Raw genomic sequence first — 20,516 nt, 5'->3', positions numbered from 1 at the left:
TTATAAAAGCCTTCTATAGTTTTGTAGATTACAAATGAAGTAACGGTGTTGGAAAAGGTCTTTTCAAATGGTTGAAATTAAGCTTCTTTAAAAGCTAACTTTTAGCATTACTCTAATTCTCCCCGTACACATAAAAGGTTTTAGATTATTCTTACATCACGCTACCAATAACGTTGTAGGCTCTACAATCTAATACAAACTAAAATATACGCTGATTTAACAATCTTTATAGTACTTACTTTTTCCTGAAATTAGAATGTGACGGCTTCTACAAAATGAGTAACTTAATAACTAAAGCAATAAATAATAAAGAACCCATACCTTATTTGGTTTGGGTTCTTTGCTACTTCGTTTGCGTATCGGAGAAAGAAAGCATCGATTTCTTTTATAAAAATCATATTCTATAATCTGAAACCCTAATTGACATAATAATTTCTTACTCCAATCTGGATATCATCTATGTCGGAATCATGAATAAAGAATAAAGATTTATGAACTTTACCATCACCGTCTGTCATCGTGATCGTATTGTTTTGAATCTTATACTTGCCTTTTTCTATTTTGCTGGATTGGCTGGTATGTGTCGAAGGATTACTATTTGCCATCAAACTACCTATACTCACGCCTGACAGCTCGAACGTTCCATTTGCTCGAAGGGTTAATTTATATGTCCATGAGTTGGCGGCCGGAGTAATCCCGATTAAACCAGAGTATCCCATAAAGGTATAATTATTATTAAAAGTAGTCCCTTTAGGAACTGGCTGCACCTTATCTAACATAGTCCCGTTTATCATAAGAAAACCATTTTCCGACTTCTTGATTGGAATGGATTTTCCGTTACTAAGCTTTAGCTCCCCCTTGCTAATCGAGTAATTAAGACATTTTTCCTTTTTGCAATCAATCGTTTCCGGACCTCCATTCGTTGGCGGTCCAATCAGTACCTTTTTATTTTGCATGAAGGTGTAGATGTCCCAACACAAACCCCCACATTCATAACCACCTAAATCCGCCCGAAATCCATAATACATTCCGTTCAATTTATTCAGATCTACAGGAGCCGTTGGTTTATTTTGTTTTTTAGGCTTAGAATCCTCTTTTTTCTTATCAGCCTCTTCCTTTGCTTTAGAATTCAAATACTCTTTTACCGCTTTATCCAACTCTTCTTTCTTAACATTATTTTCTTTCATGAATTCCAATGTAACAATAGAGACTTCGGCGTTATAGGGATCCCAGTAAACAAGGGCTCCAGTAGCATCACCAATAAAATGAAGTGGCACTTGCAAGGCCCCATCAATGCTTTCCGCTGCAACTTGAAGTGTAATCGTTTTATTATTTACTTTAGCTTTTTTCTCTCCAACAACTAAAGCAATCGTCTTCTCACTGTTTTTTATAGTAGCTAATTGTTTCTTCGGCTCCCAAATTACCTCCATCTGTAAAGCCTCAAATACAGCCCGTAAAGGAACGAACGTAGTACCATTCTTAATCTGAGGTGGAGTTTTTACGTTTACCTCCTTTGTATCAATATAGATTTTTATAATAGAATCAGACGAGCTTGCAGAGGCTTTCCAATGTTGTGAAAAAACCCCAATCACCAAAATTACAGCAAAACAAACAACCATGCGGAAAATTCGACCAGGCAAATAGTAGTCCCCTCTCTTGATAAACATTGAATATTCAGTATATGTTTCACTCAAATTATTTGCCAGTTACGAAAGTAACATTCATCACATTTCCAAGACATTTAGAGGGTGCTTGGCCCTGTTACAAGTCGGAACCACCCAATTGAGAGTCGAGACCTCGATTCAAGTTCGGCGGAACAGTCAATTAACCTTTAGGGAATTGAAAGATGCTCGGATTCCCATAGTTTCAGTATTAATTGTCCCCAACTTATTCCCTCTCTTCTGACAATCGATTAGGTAGTTACGTACATGGCTCTGACTAATGTATCAATGTTAATATATACCTCACTCAACGTAGCACTCGATAAACAGCGCTAGCGTCCGCTCATAGTTTCTATTATTCCTCTGTAGTGTGTTCTTAAATTTTTCTGTCTTCCAAAAATCTTGATATGTAAATTTTAAAAGCATAAAAAATAACCACCCCTCCAATTAACTGAGAAATGGTTATTCCTAAACTAATTAATTTTAATTGAGATGGCTTTTATAGATTGCTACGTACTGCTACAAACAGTGATAAAACAATGTTTTAGTCGATGTTATCAAAACCGTCTTCCGCATGGGTAATCGTTAGTAATTCAACATCAGTCATTATGATAAGTTATTGCTGGGACAGTCCCAGTAGCTTTAGCCGATCATATCTTTATATAAACTTATTCATTTTAAACAAACTATCTCTAATGATTATCAAGAAAATGACCACTAGAGCAGCCAATTATTCACAAATACTCATTAAATTAGCTATTTGTAAAGGATGTTACACCTTTCTAGGCATTCCACCACCCAACTATGACTTGGTTGGTACAGTAAATGTAATTTTTGTTCCGTCATTGGGGGTGCTGAAAACGCTCAGACCTTTTCCGTACAATCGCTTCAAACGTTGTTCGGTATTGACTAGTCCAATGCCTTTTTTCAGATCGGGTTGGATGATAAAGATTTGTTTTATCTTTTCTTCGTCCATTCCGACACCGTCATCGATAACGGCAATTTCCGTATAGCCGTCTTTTTTTCGGATTCGTATTGTTATTGAGCCTCCAGCTATTCGCTTCAACACTCCGTGATTGACAGCATTTTCTACTAAAGTTTGGATAGATAAAGGCGGAATCATTACATCTTTGACTTCGTCTATTTCCCATTTTATATGTAGCCGATCCCCAAACCGCTCCTTTTCAATATATAAATAAGAGTCAAGTAAATCAAGTTCATCTTGAAGAGAGACAACCTTGTCTAAGTTTTTCAGATAGAAACTGCTCTGTAAATAATGTGCGAACTTCTCAAGAAGACGGGCCATTCTCGGTGTATCTGTCTCGCTCAATGAAACAATCGCATTCAGTGTATTTAACATAAAGTGTGGGCGAATTTGTGCTTGAAGCCATGCAGCTTCCATCCCTAACCGTTCATTAATTGATGCTTGTAAATTGGTTAAAGCAAATACCCGAACATTTAACTCCACTGCATCGACTGGTTTTGTAACGTAATCATTTGCACCTGCTAAAAAACCAGTATAGATATCCTCCGGGTTACTTCGCGCTGTTAAAAGAAGAATAGGAAGTTCAGATATTGAAAATTTTTCTCGGATGAAACGGGTTAATTCATACCCGGACATAGTGGGCATCATAACATCTGAAATAATTAAATCCCACTTCTTCCATTCAAGTTGTTTTAATGCTTCTTTTCCACTAGTAACAACCTCTACCTCATATTGGTCTTCAGTAAGAATGTTGGTCAACACTTTCAAATTCACTGGATCGTCGTCAATAGCCAAAACTCTCGGTCTGTATGAGGGTGGCGTATTTTTAGTAAATGCTTCAATCATTGCATGATGCATAGCAATCGGTGTTTCTTTAATAGGAAATTCACTCATATCCAGAGATGGGGTTATTGTTGTGGCTATTTGCTCTTCAAAAGAGCCTTCTGCTAGTGGTAAAGTAAATGTAAATATCGAACCTTCGCCCAAGATGGAACTCGCTTTTATGATTCCACCATGCATTTCCACTAACTGTTGGCAGATACTTAGACCTAAACCGAGACCACCCCCAATTGCTGTAATACTGGAATCACCTTGTTCATATGGTTCAAAAATTGTACGTAGCGTTTTTTCATTCATCCCTACACCCGTATCGGTGATATGAATATGGGCTTTTTCCTCGTGTATGTCAGCATCGATAGTAATGATGCCTTCATCGGTATATTTCACCGAATTGTGAAGAAGATTAAACAAAATTTGAATCAGCCGATTTTTATCCGCTGCTACACTAGGAAAGTCGCTTTGGATTCGTACTTCCATTTGAATATCTTTATTTTCAATTAGAACTTTGAGCATATCAACAACGCCTGCAGAGATAGCTTGTATGTCAAGACGCTCCCTTTTCAGTTGGATCCTATGTTCCTTCAAGCGGGTAATGTCTAGTAAATCTTCCAAAGTCCGTGACATATGATGCCCAATCGTCAGTTGAAGTTCCAAGTCATTTTGAGTTTTTTCATCCAGATAATTAGGTCTGTTATACAAAATTGACTGTGTGATATTAATAATGCCATGTAGTGGATTCCGAAGTTCATGGGATGTATTTGCAAGAAAGTCATCCTTTTGCTTAATCTCTTTTTGAAGTTGAATGGCAAGCTCTTCATTTGATGCATTTAAAGCTAATAGTTGCTTGTTTTGTTGCTCTGTTTTCCGAACCGACTCAGCAAAATTTTTACTCATCAGGATTACATGGATCATTACATAGACGCCAACCGCTGGCAACATTAATGTCGATCCTTGATACCAATTCTGCCCTATCGCAAAATCATTAAAAAATGCCAAAAATATAAGTCCCATCCCGATTAGATTTACTTTTGCGTTTCTGTTCTTATTACGAATACTCTTGGAAATAACATAAATTACATAGAAAAAGGTAGGAATAGCCAAATAAAACACATTAAAAAATAAAGCCTGAAAAAATATAGGCTGTGTAAATGAAGTCGTAACAATAAGCGCTGAATGTATAATAACTAGCCCATACATTATTTTCTTGGAAAACTCCTTTTCATGCCACTTCCACAATAAAATGACATAAAACATTGACGTCGCCTCTGTTAAAATATATTCTAATCTGGTTCCCCAGAGCCAAGACATATCTAAAAATATGAGCGTATAGTAAAAAGGTACAGTAAATAAAGCACGAACAGATATGAGCATAGCAAAAATCCCGAATATAAAAAACACAGGCTCCTGTCTACGATACCAAGCAAATAAAATCATAAACAGACCAATGATGAAAATACAACCATTCATAAAAAGGGTACTTATCATATTCGTATTAAACTTTTGAGCTACAACTGACGCTTCCCCTAAATAAATGGAGTTCTCAAATCCCCCTCGAATATGATCGAAGCTAGATACTTGAATAGTGAGGTACACTTCATCCGATTGCGCAATAAAATATCCTGTTCTTGGAGCCATTTCAGCAATATGTGACGCTGAATCTTGCCCCGCTACACCATTTTTAGAGACTTCTGTTTGATCTATATAAAGTGTATAGGCACTGTATTGAAAGGGAATATGAATTGCTAATGTTTCCCCTACATATTCTTTAGGAATTTTGATCGTTGTGCTATATGTTCCGTATGTATTGATTTCCCCCGTTTGTGTCTCAAACGAGCTAGGAAGTGAAACCACTCTTCCCATTCCATTCCTTCGCTGATCCATCACTTCATTAGGTGTTAATAATGCTTTCTCAAAAAAGTACCATTCACCATCTAAATCTGTATAAAATTCTTTCGATTGTAGATTGTCATTTATATCAAAAGTCCCTAATGCCTCGACCTGTTTCGCAGCAGTCCTGGGCTTTTCTATCATTATGATCATTATTAAGATCGCTATAAAAGCTAACAAATATCGCTTATGCGTCTGTCTCATTAGACTCCCCCGCCTTTGATACTAAGAATTATATGTGAAACTAAATTATGAGCTATTAGTAAATCTGTACCAGCACTATAATACCAATCAAACCGATCCTCCACAATATAAAGACTATTACAATAACCAACAATTACTGTACCTATTTTCAGATTAGAAAATTCCCCTAATTTTTACAAAGAGAAGAAGTTATCGATGATGATCTGGATATAATAAAAAAAGCGTCATAAAAGTAGAGGTTGGATAATTTAAAAGACTATGTATTCACTACATATTACTACTACCAAATCTTATTGTGAAATAGATAGTGAAGAAGGTATTTTTGAATTAAATCGAACAACTAATCACGTTAGCCTATGAAACTTAACTTAGTATTAGAGGATTTGATACATAGTTTTGAAAATATAATGTTACCTTTTCTCGAAAAAAGCGGAGTCTGTATCATTGTAAACCCCTGTTATAACACTATTTATGTAGTTAAGCTTATATCATGCCGCCCATATCAGGCATTCCCTCGCCAATCGGGTTCGCGTCAGGTGAATCTGCAACAACTGCTTCAGTCGTCAGCTTTATTTCCACAAGTTACGCTGTGTTTTGTATAGTTTAACTTGTCTTAGAGCCGTTCATTCATAGATTTTTATAAGCAGACCATTTCTCGATATTTCTGAATGTAATATTAAAATTGAATAACGTTAGACCCTTTAGACCAGTCAATATAGATGTCAAAAAAGTAATACGATACGTTTGGACAGCACTTTCTTGGTTCTTTTTGCAAAAGGGATAAACTGTATTAACGAGGCAGATCTATTAGAATAGACCTCCTTTTTAGTCTTTGGTTAATTATGAGTCAGGACTCTTGGAGCGTTTTTAAATTGTGACAAAGGTTAATATTTCCACGAAAACTTGTTACTTGGCCGTTATACTCTTGTTATTTTCTTTTGTTATTGTAGTTAATAAGCAGAAGGGGCACTGCTAATTTATTCGAGCGAAAAGCTTCATAACGAATACTTTAAAAAACTGACCCTGTTTTAGACCATTGATTGAGAAGGAGGTAGATGTACATAACGTCTTAATAGAATGCGTGTCATTTCAATTTCGAATTAGTAGTCGGGATTAAAAAATTCAAAAAAGGGAGTTTGATGATTCTTGGTTAAAGAAACTAATCAAAAAGAAAAGAGCACGAATAAGAAAATTTTGCCGTTTGTAATGTCAACCTCAATGCTAACAGCTGCTATTTTCGGAGCAGGTGGCTCAGCATTAGCAGCTGAAAAGGGCGAAGATACAGGGTTTAAAAATCACGGCGCAGAGGTTTCATCTTTTGCAACCAGTATTCCCGGTTCTCCTGAAAAAGGAAAAATAATGCGGTCAATTGCAAATAAAAATTTGCAGGAAATGGCACCAGATGAAGATGAAGCTACGAATGTACCTGTCGACGAAGAGGAAGCAACGGATGCACCTGTGATTGAAGACGAAGCTACAGATGTGCCTGTAGTTGAAGACGAAACTACAGATGTACCTGTAGTTGAAGAGGAAGCAACGGATGCACCTGTGATTGAAGACGAAACTACAGATGTACCTGTAGTTGAAGAGGAAGCAACGGATGCACCTGTGATTGAAGACGAAGCTACAGATGTACCTGTAGTTGAAGACGAAACAACGGATGTACCTGTGATTGAAGACGAAGCTACAGATGTACCTGTGATTGAAGACGGAACAACTGGTACACCTGTAATTAATGAGGAAGCAACGGAAGTACCTGTGATTGAAGACGAAACTACAGATGTACCTGTAGTTGAAGAGGATGCAACGGACGCGCCTGTGGTTGAAGAGGAACCTGCTGTTGAAGATGAATCAGCAAATGAAACTGACGAAACAGAAAAGCCAGCTGACGATAATATCAATGAAGATACTAAGTCACCTGACCAATCTACTGATAGCAATATTATAACAGAAGAGCAAGTAAATGAATATAGATCTATCATACAAAATTATGGAAGTTTAATTGATTACTATGATTTCCTTATCCAAGAACATCTTGGTATGATCTTACCAGACGAAGATGGCAATGTAGCAGAAGAAACTGCTGAGGATCTAGCAGAAGTACCTGTTGTTGGCGACACTGTGGAAGAATCTGCTGAAGATGTAGCAGAAACACCTGTTGAGGGTGACAATACTGTGGAACAACCCGTTGAAGATGTAGCAGAAACACCTGTTGAGGGTGACGATACTGTGGAACAACCCGCTGAAGATGTAGCAGAAACACCTGTTGAGGGTGACATTGCTGCAGAAGAATCTGCTGAAGATGTAGCAGAAACACCTTTTGAGGGTGACATTGCTGCAGAAGAACCTGCTAAAGAAACTGTTCAACCAACGGTTTGGGACAACTTAGTCGGTTATTATCAACAAGTTGTTACAGCTTACAATTCTTTATTTAGTTCACTAAAGAAGTAAAATGACAATTAAAATTATATAAATAATTTATTTTGCGGGAAGTGTTATCATTCCCCGCCTGAACTGTATGATTTACGGTTGATCACATTAAAAATTTAATGTTGACAAAACTTTGTGCCTTTGAAAACTCCTAATAGAGTTTTCAAGGGCTTTATGTAGTATAGGTTATTTATAAATTTCTCATTAACACCCATACGACTAGTAGCGCTGTAGCGGTTTCAATGGAATTCTATAGTTCAATCTAGATAAACTAATTATAATAGCATAAAAAATAACCACCTCTCCAAATTTCTGAGAAGTGGTTATTTCTATTTGAATTAATTATGAACGCGATAGCTTCACAAAATAACCTGTGAAGTTGATTACATCATGCCGCCCATACCACCCATGTCAGGCATTCCGCCGCCCATTGGGTTTTCCGATGGTAGATCTGCAACAACAGCTTCAGTAGTCAAGAACATCGCTGCAACAGATGCTGCGTTTTGGAGTGCATAACGAGTAACCTTAGTCGGATCAACGATTCCAGCTTCCATCATGTTTACCCATGCGCCATCTGCTGCGTTGAAACCGACTCCGACTTCTTCGCGTTTCAAGCGGTCAACGACGATAGATCCTTCAAGACCTGCATTGTTAGCGATTTGGCGTACTGGCTCTTCAAGTGCACGAAGTACGATTTTAATGCCTGTTGCAACATCGCCTTCAGTAGACTCTAGTAATGTCGCTACTTTACTGTAGACGTTTACAAGCGCAGTACCACCACCTGAGACGATACCTTCTTCAACAGCTGCACGCGTGGAGTTCAATGCGTCTTCAATGCGAAGTTTACGTTCTTTCAGTTCAGTTTCAGTAGCTGCTCCAACTTTGATAACCGCTACGCCGCCTGCAAGTTTAGCAAGACGTTCTTGCAATTTCTCTTTATCGAATTCAGAAGTCGATTCTTCAAGTTGAACACGGATTTGGTTAACGCGTGCTGCGATAAGATCCGAGTTGCCGCTGCCTTCAACGATTGTTGTGTTGTCTTTAGTAACGACAACTTTCACTGCATGACCAAGTTGAGAAAGGTCAGCTGATTTAAGGTCAAGACCAAGGTCTTCTGTAATAACTTCTCCGCCTGTCAATGTCGCAATATCTTCAAGCATTGATTTACGACGATCGCCGAATCCTGGTGCCTTAACAGCAACAGCATTGAATGTGCCGCGCAGCTTGTTCACAACGAGTGTTGCTAGTGCTTCGCCTTCAACGTCTTCTGCAATCATAAGAAGTGGTTTACCTTGTTGAACAACTTGCTCAAGAACAGGAAGGATTTCTTGGATATTCGTAATCTTTTTATCTGTAATCAAGATATAAGGATTGTCCAAAACTGCTTCCATTTTGTCTGTATCTGTTGCCATGTAAGCAGATGCATAGCCGCGGTCGAATTGCATTCCTTCAACAACGTCCAGTTCAGTTGTAAATCCTTTAGACTCTTCGATTGTAATGACGCCGTCGTTGCCAACACGCTCCATTGCTTCTGCAATGAGTTGTCCTACTTCTTCGTCTCCGGAAGAGATGGATGCAACTTGTGCAATTTCTTCTTTTCCTTCGATTTCATTCGAAATTTCTTTAAGACCTTCAACTGCAGTTGCAACCGCTTTTTCGATTCCTTTACGGATTCCGACAGGGTTAGCACCAGCAGTAACGTTTTTCAGTCCTTCACGGATCATAGCTTGTGCTAGAACCGTTGCAGTTGTTGTACCGTCACCAGCGATTTCATTCGTTTTAGAGGCAACTTCAGCAACAAGTTTTGCACCCATGTTTTCGAATGCATCTTCAAGTTCAATTTCACGTGCGATTGTTACACCGTCATTTGTAATAAGCGGTGAACCAAATTTTTTCTCAAGAACAACGTTACGTCCTTTAGGCCCAAGCGTTACTTTTACAGCGTCCGCTAATGTATCTACCCCACGCAGCATTGCGCTTCGTGCGTCTTCGTTGAATTTAATTTGTTTAGCCATTTATAAGTACCCTCCTGATTTTTCGTGTATTTTTAAACAATCCGAGCATCAGTTTATTAACCGATAATCGCTAAAATATCGCTTTCACGCAAGATCAGATATTCGTTATTTTCATGTTTGATTTCAGTACCTGCATATTTTGAGAAAAGGATTCGATCTCCTTCTTTAACTTCTAAGTCGACACGTTGGCCGTTTTCAAGAACGCGTCCAGTACCTGTTGCAAAAACTTTACCTTCTTGCGGTTTCTCTTTTGCAGAGTCCGGTATAACAATACCGCTTGACGTTTTTTCTTCTGCCTCGATTAGCTCGATAACAATACGGTCACCTAATGGTTTCAACAATTGAAACAACCTCCTCAAAGTAATATCTCCCATTTAGCACTCATTAGACTGGAGTGCTAATACATTTCTAATCATAATGAACATTTGCATTTATTGCAAGTGAAATACTCTGCATATTTCTTTGCTTATCTCCCTTGAAACAGATAAAATTGACTTCATCCCCATTTGAAAGGGTGGCGCTAGATGAAAAATTGGAAAATCTATATTTATCTCTTAGTTACTTACATTTTAATGCAGTTGAGCAGTGTCTATGTGGCAAAGGGCTTGTTCAATTACTTCCCTTGGAATGAGCAATACACTATTCAAGAAATTAAGTACCACGCAAGTTCTTGGTCGCTCTTCCTGGTTAACGTAATTGCGGTAATTCTTTTCTTGCTAATCATCTTGCCTAAGAAAAACTTCTTCCAAGTGTTCAAGGGTAAAAAATCTTCCATCGGCAATTCAGTCCTTTGGGGATTCATTGGCTTCTTCCTGGCCCTAGGAGGGCAGATGCTTGCCGGCGCAATCGAAATTGCAATCGGAATAGAACCGGGATCCGACAACACTGCAATCCTTTCCGATATCGCGAAAGTCTCGCCGATTATCATCATTTGCATAGTACTGTTTGCACCGATTTTGGAAGAAATCATCTTCAGAAGGGTTATCTTTGGAGGAATTTATCAAAAGACAAACTTCTGGATTGCAACCATTGTCAGCGCCCTCGTTTTTGCTGCTGTACATAACGAATTCGAACACCTTCTGACATATATGATGCCAGCTTTTGTTTTCGCCTACTTGTACTACCGGACAAAACGAATACTGACACCAATAATCGCTCATTTACTAATGAATGGATTTGTAGTTATCCTCAACCTGAATCTCGACAAGTTACAGCAAATGCAAGATATGAAACAAGCTATCATTGCCTTCCTGCAATAGGAAAAGCGTAAAGCGGTTTGCGCCTGAAGTCTAGACATCGACTCGAAAACTTATGCTATTTCTATTAAAAAAAGTCTTCCAAAGCCCGATTTCGGGTTTTGGAAGACTTTTTCATTATAGCTGCTGTTGATCATTAACTTCATCAATCTGACGTTGTTGTTCAGCTTTCGCTTCTTCAAATTGCCGTTGCTGTTCTGCCTTCAAGTATTTTCTATGCCCAAAACGGGATATGAAGATACTTATTTCATAGAGTGCAAACAACGGAACTGTGACGAACATATGTGACAATAAGTCAGGTGGTGTAATGAACGCCGCAATCACGAAGAGGACAAAATAAGCATACTTCCGTATTTTCACAAGCGTCTTGGGGTTCAATATGCCGAGTCGTGTTAAAAATAGCAAGACAACCGGCAATTGGAAGACAATCCCAAATGGTATAAGCAGTTGGAAAAGGAATGTGAAATACTCATTTATCCCGATTGTCTGGGTTATATCGAGCTCTGTGGATAAGTTCATCATGAACTGCATCACATATGGAAGCAAGACAAAATACGAAAACGCAATTCCCCCCACAAACAGTAAAAAGGTGAACGGAATATAATTTAATGTCGCACGTCGTTCAGTTTCATGTAATCCAGGTGATACAAACGACCATAATTGGTACATCAGCACCGGAGAAATAACGATGATGGCTATAAAGATGATCACTTTTACGTAAATCATGATTGGATCGAGTACGTTAAAAGCATTTAATGCGATATTATTCGCTTCTCCATCATTCTGCAGAAATTGGATAAGCGGCTTCGCCACAAAAAAAGCGCCAACTATTCCAACTGCAAAGAAAACGACAATGACCATCAGCCGTTTTCTAATTTCATCTATATGTTCAATGACTGTTAAATTTTTATCATTCATCGGACAGACATCCTAACTTACTTCAGTTCTTCTTTCTTGTCTTCCACTTTCTTTACGTCGTCATCTTCAGCGAGACCTTTCGTCGCGTGTTTAAACTCACGCAATGAAGAACCGAAGGCTTTCCCGATTTCAGGCAGTTTCTTAGGACCGAATACGAGCAATGCAATAACAGCAATGATAATCAGACTTCCTGGACCTGGCATTCCGGACACCTCCTTCATAAGATAGGAATTGAACTCAATCCTTCTTTGGGGAAGAACGTATTTCAATTCTTCCTGTGTCTATTTTACACGAAACCTGTCGGCATTACTATTTATGAACCATTACATATGTGAATCTTTTACGTCATTTTTTATAAAGTAGATAAGCGTTTGTAACTCAACAGATAAATCGATTGTATGCACCCGAACTGATTCCGGCACTGCAAGCCGGATGGGAGTGAAGTTAAGAATTCCTTTTATACCGATTTCAACAAGCTGGTCTGTCACTTCTTGGGCTACACGGGAAGGGACTGAGAGGATAACAAGATCGATACCTAATTCCTTTATCTTTTCTTTAATCATGTCGGGATGAAAGACAGGGATTCCGCTCATTTCCTCTCCATCACTTGGAGCTTTCGGATCGAATGCAACGACGATACGCGTATTATGGTTCTTATGAAAATTATATTTCAAAAAAGCATTTCCTAAACTGCCAACCCCGATAAGGGCAACATCCGTTACTTCATCCTGATCAAGCGTCTGACGGAAAAAATCAACGAGATAGTGTACATCATAACCATAACCTTTGCGGCCAAGTGCCCCAAAATGTGAAAAGTCACGGCGTATTGTGGCTGCATCGATTTTCATTGCTTCACTTAACTCACTGGATGAAACACGTTTTTTTCCTGAGTTCGCAAAGTTTTGCAAAAATCTATAGTAAAGTGGCAAACGCTTTGAAGTTGCCTGTGGTATTTTCTGTGTTTCTCCTATCATGTTAACCCTCCTGCACGTACTTAAAGGCGATTCTATCGTACAGTAGATAATGAATGTTGTAAAGCCGACCGTTGCACGCTTGGCGCCATTGATTTAAACTGAAGAGGAATAGAGGTGCTTACTTTGATTGTATTACAAGTGAACGGACTAACAAAATCATTTTCAGGAACAGATATATTAGAGAACGTAAAGCTTGAAGTCCAGCATCGTGATCGTGTCGCACTCGTCGGACGGAACGGTGCTGGAAAATCGACATTACTCAAAATAATCGCGGGAGAAATGAGTGCTGATTCGGGGGATTTAATTGTCCCTAAAGATATACGAATCGGTTATCTGGAACAGCATTCAGGCATCGATTCTGAATTGACGGTTTGGGAAGAAATGATGACCGTATTTGAACCGCTCCATAGTATTGAAAGACGGCTTAGGTCGCTTGAAGGGCAGATGGCGGACCCATCTGTCTATGACACCCCGGCCGACTATGATCGCGTGATGAAAGAATACGATGCACTGCAAATTGAATTCAAAGACTCCGGCGGCTACCAATACGAATCGGATACGCGTTCTGTCCTACATGGAATGCGTTTTTATCCGGAGGACTACAACAAAAATGTCACTCTTCTTTCTGGTGGACAGAAGACGCGATTGGCACTTGCTAAAATGTTGCTTAGCAAACCTGATCTTCTTATCCTTGACGAGCCGACAAACCATCTTGATATTGAAACACTCGGCTGGCTGGAGAAATACCTAGTGTCTTACGAAGGTGCCATCTTGATTGTTTCTCATGACCGTTATTTCCTGGATGAAATCGTCACCATTGTCTACGAAGTATCGAGAAAAAAAGTTGTGAAGTATACAGGTAACTATAGTGCTTATCTTGACGAAAAGGCGAAGAACTATGAGCGTGATCAAAAGCTATTTGTGAAGGAAATGGGAGAGAAAGCTAAGCTTGAAGATTTTGTTCAGCGGAATATCGCAAGGGCATCAACATCTAAAATGGCGAAAAGTCGCCGTAAAACATTAGAAAAGACCGATTGGATGGATTCTCCAGATGGAGATGAAAAATCCGCAAACTTCACCTTTTCAATCGATCGCCCAAGCGGTAATGATGTGTTAGCACTAGAAGATATAGCAGTCGGATACGACGGGATTCCTGTTTCAACCGGTATCGGTATGCGTGTCTACAAACAAGACCGCATTGCCCTTATTGGACCAAACGGTGTTGGGAAATCAACAATATTGAAGACAATCATTAAAGACCAGAAACCGATATCCGGAAATATCCGTTATGGGACAAACGTTCAATTCGGCTATTATGACCAAGAACAGGCTACATTAATCGGCACTGGTTCCGTTCTCCAAGAATTATGGGATGACTGGCCAATGATGAACGAAAAAGATGTACGCTCTGTACTTGGACGCTTTTTATTCACCGGTGAAGATGTTGAGAAGTCTGTCATGTCTCTATCAGGTGGAGAAAAAGCCCGGCTATCACTCGCTAAACTAATGCTCCAAAAATCAAACACGCTTATTCTCGATGAACCGACAAACCATCTTGACTTGGATAGTAAGGAAATTCTTGAAAATGCATTGGATGACTTCCCCGGTACACTTATCTTCGTATCGCATGACCGGTACTTCATCAACCGCATTGCAACAAAAGTAATTGACATTAGCGCAACTGGCGCAACCGAATATCTCGGGGATTACGATTACTTTATAGAAAAAAAGCTAGAACAAGCGGAACTACTTGCTGAAGCAAATGCTACTAAAGCAACCGCAGCTCCTGTTATTGTAAGAAAGAATGATGATGACAAAGAATTAAAAAGGCAGGAACGGAGACTGACAAGAGCCATCGATGAAATTGAGTCTCAACTTTCCGTTGTAGACGATGAACTTGCAGCACTTCACGAAGAACTTGCTACCCCTGAATACGCAGATGATCACGTGAAATTGATGGAACTGCAGGCACGGATCGATGCCCTTCAATTGGAGCATGACAACAAATCAGAGAACTGGCTAACACTTCAAGAAGAACTAGAATTATTATAAGAAAAGACGGAGCAATGCGTCACATTGAATCGATATTTTTCGGTTCATTGTGACGCTTTGTCATTTCTTGCTGTCGCAACTTATCGAAGAACAGAATACAATAAGAGTTGCCGATTAATTATTCCACAATCTTATACACATGAGAAGTGTATATATAACGCCAATAAACAACTATTATCCACACCATCAACAAATACATCATTTTTTATACACATAGTTATCCTTTAATCACCGTTATTAAATGTACATATACAATTGTTATGCACACCTTATCAACAATTGTGCATAAGTACGAACGTTCCCTATTGACATCTAGAAAAAATTCCGGATAAAAAAACGCGGAAATTGTCAAAATATGACGACTTCCGCGTGATTAACCATTTAATTCTTCCATGACACAAGAGGCATACCGGGCTTGCCGTTCATTGCAAGATTGCCGCGTATTCCATCAATGAACATTGCTGATCCAGCTGCCGCAATCATTGCTGCATTATCTGTACAAAGCGCGATTGGCGGAACAAAAAAAGGAATTTCTTCTATCCGAAACGTTTCTTCAAGAGAAGAGCGCAGTCCTTTATTCGCTGCAACTCCGCCGGCTGCAATCACTTGTTTCACTTCAAACTCTTTAGCTGCTCTCAATGCTTTCGCCGTCAGTACTTCTACGACACTTGCTTGGAAACCTGCGGCAACATGAGATGGGTTAACTTCCTCACCACGTTGTGCAAGATTATGTTTGTAGTTAATTACAGAAGACTTTAGGCCACTAAAACTAAAATCATAAGTACCTGGCTCAAGCCAAGCTCTTGGGAATTCGATTTGGTCATCACTTTCTGCCGCAAGCTTATCAATTTGCGGACCTCCTGGATAGGGAAGACCTAGTACGCGTGCTACCTTATCATAGGCTTCACCAGCAGCATCATCACGTGTCTCTCCGATCACTTTGAACGAACCATGCGATTCCATTATTACGAGCTCTGTATGGCCGCCTGAGACGATAAGCGCAAGGAGTGGAAACTGCATTGGCTGCATTAGCTCATTCGCGTAAATATGGCCTGCAATATGGTGAACACCGATAATCGGCAAGCCATTGGCAAAAGCAAACGCTTTTGCCGCATTGACACCGATTAGCAGTGCTCCGACAAGTCCAGGACCTTCCGTAACAGCAACTGCATTAAGCTGTGAAGGCTTCAGTTCCGCATTTGCCAGTGCTTCTTCAATCACCAGAGTAATTTGTTCAACATGATGTCTCGATGCGATCTCAGGTACAACACCCCCGAACCGTTTCTGACTTGTAATTTGAGAAGCTACAACGTTGGAAATAATCTCCGTTCCATTTCTAACAACGGAAGCAGCTGTTTCATCGCAACTTGTTTCAATTCCTAAGATATAGATATCTTTTGTCATTTGAACTCCACCCACATGACGAGCCCATCTTCATGGTCGTCCGTATAATAGTTTTTCCTAATTCCGCCGTCCTGGAACCCAAGCTTACGGTAAAGGTTTTGAGCCGTAATATTGGACATCCGCACTTCCAGTGTCATTAAACGGACTTCTTTCTCCCTGCAAAGCGTAATTGCTTCCTTCATCAACGCTTCACCGATCCCATTGCCTCTCATATGCTTGCGCACCGCAACGTTCGTAATATGGCATTCGTCCAGTACAATCCACATACCGCAATGACCAATGACTTCTTCTTCAACAATTGCTACGACATAATGCGCATAGTCATTTCCAGTCATTTCATGCTCAAAAATTTCCGCTGTCCAAGGAGTAGCAAATGATTCTTTTTCAATCTCAACAACAGATGGAATATCCCCTATTACCATCTCTCTATAATAAATATCTTTATTCACGCCCATTGTCTCTCTCCTGCTCTTTCAGCCAGTTTACTTCGGCTTCTGCCATACGCCGATACTCCGGAACGAATGTATGTATATCCGATTCTGGTTCTGATTGGGCTGCGATGTAGATTAATGAAGATGCACGGGGAAGATTAAATTGTAGGGGCGCCATAACAGCTTGTTTGCCCAGCTGTTCAATAATCTTCTGTTCATGCATAACCGTATCCTTTCCAACGAATAGAATGGGGCTACTTTGCTGTTCAAGTAATAGAAGCAGTTCTTCCAGGGAGAAGTGACCATCTTCAATTACTCCAATTAACTCTCCATCTTCATATCGATAAGCGCCAGCGTAGACATTCCCTCTTCTTGCATCGACAATAGAGCAAACCAATCCGTTAAAAAACAGCGCGTTTGCTGCCAATGCTTTTAAAGTGGATACACCAACTAAAGGTTTATCAAGTGTCCAAGCAAGTGTCTTAGCAATGGTCACTCCAATACGTGCCCCTGTATAAGAACCAGGACCTTCAGAAACTGCAATTGCCCCAATGTCAGATGGTACTAAACCTGCTTTTGTCAATAGCTCCTCGATCGCTGGCATCGCACGCAATGAATGGTTAATAGCCATTGCTGAAGTTTCTTCTGCCACTAGTTCTCCATCCTTGACAATTGCAACTGAAATCGGAGTGTTAGCTGTATCTATCCCTAGCCAAATCATAAGAAAATCCCCTCACAAATCTTTTCATATCTTTCACCTTTTGCTATGAATGTAATCGTCCGTTTATCTCCGCCACCATGAATAAGCTGAATTTCTAGACGTTCCGCAGGCAAATCATCATTAATAAGATGCGCCCATTCAATAACAGATATCGCATCCCCATAAAACAGTTCGTCCCATCCAAGATCCTCATCACTGCCCGCTAAACGATAGACATCGAGATGATTGAATGGATACTTTCCTTCATACTGTTTGAGGATTGTAAATGTTGGACTGTTGACCGTGCGCGTAATCCCTAGGCCTCTTGCGAGCGCTTTTGTAAATGTCGTTTTCCCGGCGCCTAAATCACCTTCAAGCGTGAGGACATCCGGAGGAGTAAGAAGAGTCGCGAGTTTTGTTGCAATCTGTTCCGTTTCCTCAACGGAATGAACTTCGATTTCCCTATTCATAGATTATTTCCTTTCTGCTTCTTTGCTATAGTGTACCGAAAATACGTTATCCCGGAAAGTATTGACGCTTTTATTTGTGTTTCGCAGGAGAGTTTTTGTACGTGAAATGTGGTTTTGTTTCTCGGGAACGTTGCTTACTTCCGATAAAGTGTTGGCTACTTTCCATAAAACCTTGTTAACTACAAGAAACATTGTCTTCTTTTTTTAAAAAAGTTGTATTTATAAAATTTTAGATACAAAAAAACCGACTCCGGAATTAATCCCTAGAATCGGTTCTGAATTTAAAATTAAATGGCGGTCCCGACCGGGATCGAACCGGCGATCTCCTGCGTGACAGGCAGGCATGTTAACCGCTACACCACGGGACCTAACTATGTAACACTTTTCGACGTTGTAACTTTTTAACACATTCATGTCGAATTAAATGTGAGAGACCGGCGACGTCCTACTCTTGCAGGGGGAAACCCCCAACTACCATCGGCGCTGAAGAGCTTAACTTCCGTGTTCGGGATGGGAACGGGTGTGACCTCTTCGCAATCGTCACCAGACTCTATTGAGCTTGTTCGCTCAAAACTGAATAAAACAGACATTGTGCTACACGAATCAGGGTAATCAAGCCCTTTTCAAAATTGGTTAAGTCCTCGATCGATTAGTATCCGTCAGCTCCACACGTCGCCGTGCTTCCACCCCAGACCTATCAACCTCATCTTCTTTGAGGGATCTTACTTACTTGCGTAATGGGAAATCTCATCTCGAGGGGGGCTTCATGCTTAGATGCTTTCAGCATTTATCCCGTCCATACATAGCTACCCAGCGATGCCTTTGGCAAGACAACTGGTACACCAGAGGTATGTCCATCCCGGTCCTCTCGTACTAAGGACAGCTCCTCTCAAATTTCCTGCGCCCGCGACGGATAGGGACCGAACTGTCTCACGACGTTCTGAACCCAGCTCGCGTACCGCTTTAATGGGCGAACAGCCCAACCCTTGGGACCGACTACAGCCCCAGGATGCGATGAGCCGACATCGAGGTGCCAAACCTCCCCGTCGATGTGGACTCTTGGGGGAGATAAGCCTGTTATCCCCGGGGTAGCTTTTATCCGTTGAGCGATGGCCCTTCCATGCGGAACCACCGGATCACTAAGCCCGTCTTTCGACCCTGCTCGACTTGTAGGTCTCGCAGTCAAGCTCCCTTATGCCTTTGCACTCTGCGAATGATGTCCAACCATTCTGAGGGAACCTTTGGGCGCCTCCGTTACTCTTTAGGAGGCGACCGCCCCAGTCAAACTGCCCGCCTGACACTGTCTCCTGCCCCGATAAGGGGCATGGGTTAGAAGTCCAATACAGCCAGGGTAGTATCCCACCAACGCCTCATCCGAAGCTAGCGCTCCGGAATCCAAGGCTCCTACCTATCCTGTACAGGCTGCACCGGAATTCAATATCAGGTTACAGTAAAGCTCCACGGGGTCTTTCCGTCCTGTCGCGGGTAACCTGCATCTTCACAGGTATTATAATTTCACCGAGTCTCTCGTTGAGACAGTGCCCAGATCGTTACGCCTTTCGTGCGGGTCGGAACTTACCCGACAAGGAATTTCGCTACCTTAGGACCGTTATAGTTACGGCCGCCGTTTACTGGGGCTTCAATTCGAAGCTTCGCTTGCGCTGACCTCTCCTCTTAACCTTCCAGCACCGGGCAGGCGTCAGCCCCTATACTTCACCTTGCGGTTTTGCAGAGACCTGTGTTTTTGCTAAACAGTCGCCTGGGCCTATTCACTGCGGCTCTCTCGGGCTTTAACACCCTACCAGAGCACCCCTTCTCCCGAAGTTACGGGGTCATTTTGCCGAGTTCCTTAACGAGAGTTCTCTCGATCACCTTAGGATTCTCTCCTCGCCTACCTGTGTCGGTTTGCGGTACAGGCACCTCCCGCCTCGCTAGAGGCTTTTCTTGGCAGCGTGAAATCAGGGACTCCGGGGAATACTCCCCTTGCCATCACAGCTCAATGTTATAGGAACGGGATTTGCCTCATTCCACACCTCACTGCTTAGACGCGCATAACCAACAGCGCGCTCACCCTATCCTACTGCGTCCCCCCATTACTCAAACGGCGGGGAGGTGGTACAGGAATATCAACCTGTTGTCCATCGTCTACGCCTTTCGGCCTCAACTTAGGTCCTGACTAACCCTGAGCGGACGAGCCTTCCTCAGGAAACCTTGGGCATTCGGTGGAAGGGATTCTCACCCTTCTTTCGCTACTCATACCGGCATTCTCACTTCCAAGCGCTCCACCAG

At 40.9% G+C, this 20,516-nt stretch carries 14 protein-coding genes, 1 tRNA gene, 2 rRNA genes and 1 pseudogene (1 of these 18 only partly in view); 3 read left to right on the top strand and 15 right to left on the bottom strand.

Annotated elements, in window-relative coordinates:
* Positions 1–416: 416 nt before the first annotated feature.
* From MKZ11_RS07135 to MKZ11_RS25030, 3 genes and pseudogenes are all read right to left on the bottom strand, one after another.
* On the bottom strand, positions 417–1,694 hold the full coding sequence (locus MKZ11_RS07135) for a stalk domain-containing protein (RefSeq protein WP_340793341.1): 1,278 nt from the start codon (positions 1,692–1,694) through the stop codon (positions 417–419).
* A 769-nt stretch (positions 1,695–2,463) separates the two neighbouring features.
* Entirely contained in the window at positions 2,464–5,526 is a 3,063-nt protein-coding gene (locus tag MKZ11_RS07130; RefSeq protein WP_340793339.1) for a hybrid sensor histidine kinase/response regulator, read from the bottom strand.
* 534 nt (positions 5,527–6,060) lie between these two features.
* Positions 6,061–6,144 (bottom strand): annotated as a pseudogene (locus MKZ11_RS25030) (hypothetical protein); the annotation flags it as partial.
* A 579-nt stretch (positions 6,145–6,723) separates the two neighbouring features.
* Here MKZ11_RS25030 and MKZ11_RS07125 point away from each other — a divergent pair.
* The gene (locus tag MKZ11_RS07125) at positions 6,724–8,028 is read left to right on the top strand and encodes a hypothetical protein (RefSeq protein WP_340793337.1); all 1,305 of its coding nucleotides are present in this window, start codon (positions 6,724–6,726) and stop codon (positions 8,026–8,028) included.
* Positions 8,029–8,390: 362 nt separating this feature from the next.
* Here MKZ11_RS07125 and groL read toward each other — a convergent pair whose 3' ends face one another.
* Positions 8,391–10,022, bottom strand: a complete 1,632-nt coding sequence (gene groL / locus MKZ11_RS07120) for a chaperonin GroEL (RefSeq protein WP_340793336.1) — start codon at positions 10,020–10,022, stop codon at positions 8,391–8,393.
* A 56-nt stretch (positions 10,023–10,078) separates the two neighbouring features.
* Positions 10,079–10,363, bottom strand: a complete 285-nt coding sequence (groES, locus tag MKZ11_RS07115; protein WP_340793333.1) for a co-chaperone GroES — start codon at positions 10,361–10,363, stop codon at positions 10,079–10,081.
* A 183-nt stretch (positions 10,364–10,546) separates the two neighbouring features.
* Between groES and MKZ11_RS07110 the strand changes: the two genes are divergently transcribed.
* Entirely contained in the window at positions 10,547–11,281 is a 735-nt protein-coding gene (locus tag MKZ11_RS07110; RefSeq protein WP_340793332.1) for a CPBP family intramembrane glutamic endopeptidase, read from the top strand.
* Positions 11,282–11,395: 114 nt separating this feature from the next.
* Here the strand turns inward: MKZ11_RS07110 and tatC are convergent, their stop codons facing one another.
* The 3 genes from tatC to MKZ11_RS07095 form a co-directional block, all read right to left on the bottom strand.
* Positions 11,396–12,196: a twin-arginine translocase subunit TatC gene (gene tatC, locus MKZ11_RS07105; RefSeq protein ID WP_340793329.1), complete on the bottom strand. Its 801-nt coding sequence runs from the start codon at positions 12,194–12,196 to the stop codon at positions 11,396–11,398.
* 17 nt (positions 12,197–12,213) lie between these two features.
* Positions 12,214–12,399: a twin-arginine translocase TatA/TatE family subunit gene (locus tag MKZ11_RS07100; RefSeq protein WP_340793327.1), complete on the bottom strand. Its 186-nt coding sequence runs from the start codon at positions 12,397–12,399 to the stop codon at positions 12,214–12,216.
* Between the two features lie 120 nt (positions 12,400–12,519).
* On the bottom strand, positions 12,520–13,170 hold the full coding sequence (locus tag MKZ11_RS07095) for a redox-sensing transcriptional repressor Rex (protein ID WP_340793325.1): 651 nt from the start codon (positions 13,168–13,170) through the stop codon (positions 12,520–12,522).
* A 123-nt stretch (positions 13,171–13,293) separates the two neighbouring features.
* On the opposite strand from MKZ11_RS07095, the gene MKZ11_RS07090 reads away from it, so the two are divergent.
* On the top strand, positions 13,294–15,222 hold the full coding sequence (locus MKZ11_RS07090) for an ABC-F family ATP-binding cassette domain-containing protein (RefSeq protein WP_340796942.1): 1,929 nt from the start codon (positions 13,294–13,296) through the stop codon (positions 15,220–15,222).
* A 381-nt stretch (positions 15,223–15,603) separates the two neighbouring features.
* On the opposite strand, the gene tsaD is transcribed toward MKZ11_RS07090, so the two are convergent.
* From tsaD to MKZ11_RS07055, 7 genes are all read right to left on the bottom strand, one after another.
* Positions 15,604–16,626, bottom strand: a complete 1,023-nt coding sequence (gene tsaD / locus MKZ11_RS07085) for a tRNA (adenosine(37)-N6)-threonylcarbamoyltransferase complex transferase subunit TsaD (RefSeq protein WP_340793323.1) — start codon at positions 16,624–16,626, stop codon at positions 15,604–15,606.
* Entirely contained in the window at positions 16,623–17,081 is a 459-nt protein-coding gene (gene rimI / locus MKZ11_RS07080; protein ID WP_340793321.1) for a ribosomal protein S18-alanine N-acetyltransferase, read from the bottom strand. Before rimI ends, tsaD begins: the two co-directional genes overlap by 4 nt.
* On the bottom strand, positions 17,068–17,778 hold the full coding sequence (gene tsaB, locus MKZ11_RS07075) for a tRNA (adenosine(37)-N6)-threonylcarbamoyltransferase complex dimerization subunit type 1 TsaB (RefSeq protein WP_340793319.1): 711 nt from the start codon (positions 17,776–17,778) through the stop codon (positions 17,068–17,070). Before tsaB ends, rimI begins: the two co-directional genes overlap by 14 nt.
* Positions 17,775–18,227 carry a tRNA (adenosine(37)-N6)-threonylcarbamoyltransferase complex ATPase subunit type 1 TsaE gene (gene tsaE, locus MKZ11_RS07070; RefSeq protein ID WP_340793316.1) on the bottom strand — a complete coding sequence of 151 codons (453 nt, stop codon included), beginning with the start codon at positions 18,225–18,227 and terminating at the stop codon, positions 17,775–17,777. The genes tsaB and tsaE overlap by 4 nt, the downstream gene beginning before the upstream one ends.
* 292 nt (positions 18,228–18,519) lie before the next feature.
* Positions 18,520–18,595: transfer RNA gene (locus MKZ11_RS07065), tRNA-Asp, on the bottom strand.
* A 64-nt stretch (positions 18,596–18,659) separates the two neighbouring features.
* Positions 18,660–18,775 (bottom strand): 5S ribosomal RNA (rrf, locus tag MKZ11_RS07060).
* Positions 18,776–18,856: 81 nt separating this feature from the next.
* Positions 18,857–20,516: ribosomal RNA gene (locus tag MKZ11_RS07055) — 23S ribosomal RNA — on the bottom strand (it continues 1,273 nt past the right edge of the window).

The organism is Sporosarcina sp. FSL K6-1508, assembly GCF_038007465.1.
In the GTDB taxonomy this organism is placed as follows: Bacteria; Bacillota; Bacilli; order Bacillales_A; family Planococcaceae; genus Sporosarcina; species Sporosarcina psychrophila_B.
This window is presented reverse-complemented; position numbering and strand designations above follow the sequence as displayed.

Coding starts and splice junctions, on each gene's coding strand:
- MKZ11_RS07095 (WP_340793325.1), bottom strand. CDS start 13,170: ATGATAGGAGAAACACAGAAAATACCACAGGCAACTTCAAAGCGTTTG.
- MKZ11_RS07130 (WP_340793339.1), bottom strand. CDS start 5,526: ATGATCATAATGATAGAAAAGCCCAGGACTGCTGCGAAACAGGTCGAG.
- groL (WP_340793336.1), bottom strand. CDS start 10,022: ATGGCTAAACAAATTAAATTCAACGAAGACGCACGAAGCGCAATGCTG.
- rimI (WP_340793321.1), bottom strand. CDS start 17,081: ATGGGCGTGAATAAAGATATTTATTATAGAGAGATGGTAATAGGGGAT.
- MKZ11_RS07110 (WP_340793332.1), top strand. CDS start 10,547: ATGAAAAATTGGAAAATCTATATTTATCTCTTAGTTACTTACATTTTA.
- MKZ11_RS07100 (WP_340793327.1), bottom strand. CDS start 12,399: ATGCCAGGTCCAGGAAGTCTGATTATCATTGCTGTTATTGCATTGCTC.
- tsaB (WP_340793319.1), bottom strand. CDS start 17,778: ATGATTTGGCTAGGGATAGATACAGCTAACACTCCGATTTCAGTTGCA.
- tsaE (WP_340793316.1), bottom strand. CDS start 18,227: ATGAATAGGGAAATCGAAGTTCATTCCGTTGAGGAAACGGAACAGATT.
- tsaD (WP_340793323.1), bottom strand. CDS start 16,626: ATGACAAAAGATATCTATATCTTAGGAATTGAAACAAGTTGCGATGAA.
- tatC (WP_340793329.1), bottom strand. CDS start 12,196: ATGAATGATAAAAATTTAACAGTCATTGAACATATAGATGAAATTAGA.